Origin of the sequence: Rhizobium sp. Root483D2 (assembly GCF_001426685.1) — a bacterium.
In the GTDB taxonomy this organism is placed as follows: domain Bacteria; phylum Pseudomonadota; class Alphaproteobacteria; order Rhizobiales; family Rhizobiaceae; genus Pararhizobium; species Pararhizobium qamdonense.
The window spans coordinates 78,174-78,441 of record NZ_LMFB01000043.1 but is presented as its reverse complement, the minus strand read 5'-3'; positions in this window follow the sequence as shown (position 1 = coordinate 78,441).

The following is a 268-nucleotide window of genomic DNA, read 5'->3' as shown; positions in this document are numbered from 1 at the left end:
GACGGGCAATGGCGATCCGACCGTTGTTGACGGCTATTTGCGACCAGCGAACGCTGTTGCCGATCCCTACGTTATATCTCCTGCCGGATTGAGCGTGACGGCGAACGTTTACCGCCAGGTGCGTGCCCGCATCCGTAAGTTCGGTTCACCCGTCTGGGATGGCGGCGTTTGGTGGAACAGGTCAACCGATATTGGATGGGCGCCTGGGCGCCTCACCGCGATCGTTGAGCCGGCCTATGACCTCAACGGTGTTGGCCTGATCACCGCA